Raw genomic sequence first — 2,843 nt, 5'->3', positions numbered from 1 at the left:
GCTTGGGCCGCCGGCAGAGCCCTGCTCGACCAGGAATATGAGGCCACTCTGGCGCGCGGCCTTCAAGGTCACACACCAAGGCTGAGCTCTGACGCCAGTGAAGGTGAGATCATGGCGGAAGCCGTGCGACTGACGCGCGCGATAGGGCGTCCATGCTCAGGGTCTGCCTCGACCTAAACGTTTGGTGCGCCAGTTTTTTGGCGGCGGGTCTTGGCCGGAAGGATATGGCGGCGGGGTTCCTCGCCGGCACGGTCCGGTCGGGCTCCTCCAACCATGGTCCCGTAGGATCGGTCATTTCGCTGGGAATGCTTGAGCGCCTGCGGACTGTCATTGTCCGCGACCTAGGCTTCGCGCGGTTGTCAGCGGACCGCGGCGGCGAAACGTGGCTCATGTATTATGCAAGCCCGGGTGCGTGGCCCAGACACGTCTCGATGGGTCCGCGCGGTCCTCAGGCCAGGGGGATACCGGTCAGTTCACTGAGTCGGCCGAGGAGCTGATCCTGAAACACGGGATCTGTCGCCTCATGGGCGGGCTCCTCCCGACGGAGGTTGCGCCAGTAGCCGCCACTTGTCCTTGCGGCCGGCTCATCGCTGACGGCGAGCCAAGTCTGGGTCCGTTGGCCTGTATCGAGGTCTACTGGGGCGCCAGGGCCGCCCATCCTGGTTCGGACCCAGCCGGGATCGACGGCGTTGCTCAGCACCTCCGACCGTCGGCGGGCCATAGCGAAGGCCAGCGCAACCACGTGAAGCTTGCTTTCCGCATAGGCGCGGCCCGCGTCCCACGGCCGCCGGCGCCAGTCGAGATCGCCCAGCGATCCTTCTCCGCCACGATGCAGGCCGCTGCTGAGATAGATCAGCCGCTCGGGGGACTCAATCAGGGCCGTGAGCACGTAAGGCGCCAGCGTGTTCACCGCGAGCGTGGCGGCGTGATCCTCCGGCGTCGCGCTACGGCTCCGCTCGTTGTAGATGCCCGCGTTGTGGATCACAGCATCCATGCGGCCGATTGCATTGACCTGCTCCGCGACGTTCCGGACCTCATCGGCGCTCCGCAGATCGCCGATCACGACACCTGCCAGACGCGGCCCCATGTCCGCGACAGCCGATGCCCGCGCCGCCGTCCGTGCATGCACGACCACGTCGTGGCCATCATCCATCAGCGACTGCGCCGCCGCACGGCCCAGCCCCTCGGTGCTGCCCGTGATGAAAACGCGGGCCATCAGCGGCTCCTAAGATCCAATCAAACAACGCATCCGGGCCATGATCGGCTTGGTCGTTATAACCGCAGCATGGCCTGACTATCTGCGGCAACTGCGGTTTTCTGCGGATCGCCCGCGTGTTTGGACCGGTCCGCGCGACCAGGCGGCCTCGGCATTTGGCTCGTCAGCCGCGATTGTCAGCGTTGGATTGCATCGTGGACGCCAGGGATGCTTCACCGCCGAAGTCATAGATTGCTGACAATTGGTCTTGAGCTATTGCGACCAGATCGCAGCGAACTTGACGCAAGTAGAAGTGGCATCGTCTGGCGCACCGCCGGGCGCTCGCCGGCCAAACCGCGGTTCGAAACGTCCGTCTGCAGAATATGTGACCACGCGTCGGCACGCCATAACCTGGCGAACACCTGCTAGACATAGATCTACGTCACAAGCGACGATGCACTTTAATAGGCGTGCTGCGAACAATGGGGCCGTGGTTGAACCGCACCTTCTTCAGTCTGACCGCCGCAGTCTGCGCCGCCACAGTCTCGGCGAACGCAGCGCCCTTCACGTCAGCCGTTCCCTTCGTCGGGTGTGCGGCAGATGGGCAGACTGGGCCGAGCTCCGCGCCGAAGAAGCCCGCCAAGATGCCGAGGGTAGTTGGATCCGGGGCGAGCACGCTCGCCTACTACGCGTCGAATGAGTTGGGCGTCTTGGCTCCTCGGGGTTGGCATTGTTTCGGCCTCTACGGCTCCAACGGCTCGGTCCTGATCGTCACGCCGGAGGAACACGGACAAGACCTGTTCAATCCGCTACCGGGCCTCACGGGTTCTGCGGTCCAATTGAGTTTGTCGGTCGGCGACACTTCAGGTCGCTTTGAGGCCGCCGAGGTCGCGGCCCGGCTGTTCCCGAGCAGAAAGAAGTTCGTTGAGGGTGTGATGGCAGAGGGGATTGAGCCGCGAAGCAGCTTCCACTTCGGGTCGTTTCCCACAGACACAGTCCGCCGCTATGGCGACGATGTCGTCGAGTTCGAAACCCCAGCCAACAAGAGCGGGATGGGGACCAAGAGTCGGCTGGCCCCAGGTGGCGATCCGATCAAGGGGCTCGCGATGATGACGTCGGAAAACGATCTGGTGATGCTTGTTGTGAGGCTGCCGAAGGATCAGCGCGACCTCGCGACCACCATCATGGACTCAACTCGGCAAGCGAAGAGGTCATCAAAGGCCGAGTGATCCTCCCTCGAAGCTCGGCGTCGTCTGGCGCACGCGATGGCGCCGAGCGGCAGCGCTTCGCATCGTGTGCCGCGACGGCTCAGCTTCGGTTTTTCCACGATTGTCCGCTTCGTAGCGCCGGCGCAGAGCTGGTCGGTCGGCCTGGGCCTCGCCCAGCCGCGGGGGACTGCGGCCGGCGAAGCTGAAAAAACCCGGGACCGCCAAGGTCCACATGTTCTTCGTCCCGCTGTCGCGCGACGCACCAGGTCCAGCGTTGGTCGACGGTAAGGTCGACCTCGTCGCCGCGGAGATCACCGTCCGGCCGGAACTGGAGGCCAAGGTGGATTTCACGAAACCACTCGCACCAACGTCAACGAGGTGGTTGTGACCGGCCCCGGCGCGCCGGTGATCGGCTCGACGGACGACCTCTCTGGAAGGGA

General features: G+C 64.5%; 3 protein-coding genes. 2 read left to right on the top strand and 1 reads right to left on the bottom strand.

Annotated features, from left to right (window positions below):
- Positions 1 to 448: 448 nt before the first annotated feature.
- Positions 449 to 1,216, bottom strand: a complete 768-nt coding sequence (locus VGI62_RS05935) for an SDR family NAD(P)-dependent oxidoreductase (protein ID WP_331503480.1) — start codon at positions 1,214 to 1,216, stop codon at positions 449 to 451.
- Positions 1,217 to 1,689: 473 nt separating this feature from the next.
- Between VGI62_RS05935 and VGI62_RS05930 the strand changes: the two genes are divergently transcribed.
- Together VGI62_RS05930 and VGI62_RS05925 are read left to right on the top strand one after the other, a co-directional pair.
- Complete coding sequence (locus VGI62_RS05930) at positions 1,690 to 2,424, top strand: hypothetical protein (protein WP_331503479.1); 735 nt, start codon at positions 1,690 to 1,692, stop codon at positions 2,422 to 2,424.
- 211 nt (positions 2,425 to 2,635) lie between these two features.
- On the top strand, positions 2,636 to 2,791 hold the full coding sequence (locus VGI62_RS05925; protein WP_331503478.1) for a transporter substrate-binding domain-containing protein: 156 nt from the start codon (positions 2,636 to 2,638) through the stop codon (positions 2,789 to 2,791).
- Positions 2,792 to 2,843: the final 52 nt, after the last annotated feature.

It is taken from the genome of Phenylobacterium sp. (genome assembly GCF_036495085.1).
Classification (GTDB): Bacteria; Pseudomonadota; Alphaproteobacteria; order Caulobacterales; family Caulobacteraceae; genus Phenylobacterium.
Note: the sequence above shows the minus strand (reverse complement) of the source record. Positions and strands in the feature narration are given on the sequence as shown.

What these genes read in the sequence shown, in the direction of transcription:
- VGI62_RS05935 (WP_331503480.1), bottom strand. Translation starts at nt 1,216, where the DNA reads ATGGCCCGCGTTTTCATCACGGGCAGCACCGAGGGGCTGGGCCGTGCG.
- VGI62_RS05925 (WP_331503478.1), top strand. Translation starts at nt 2,636, where the DNA reads ATGTTCTTCGTCCCGCTGTCGCGCGACGCACCAGGTCCAGCGTTGGTC.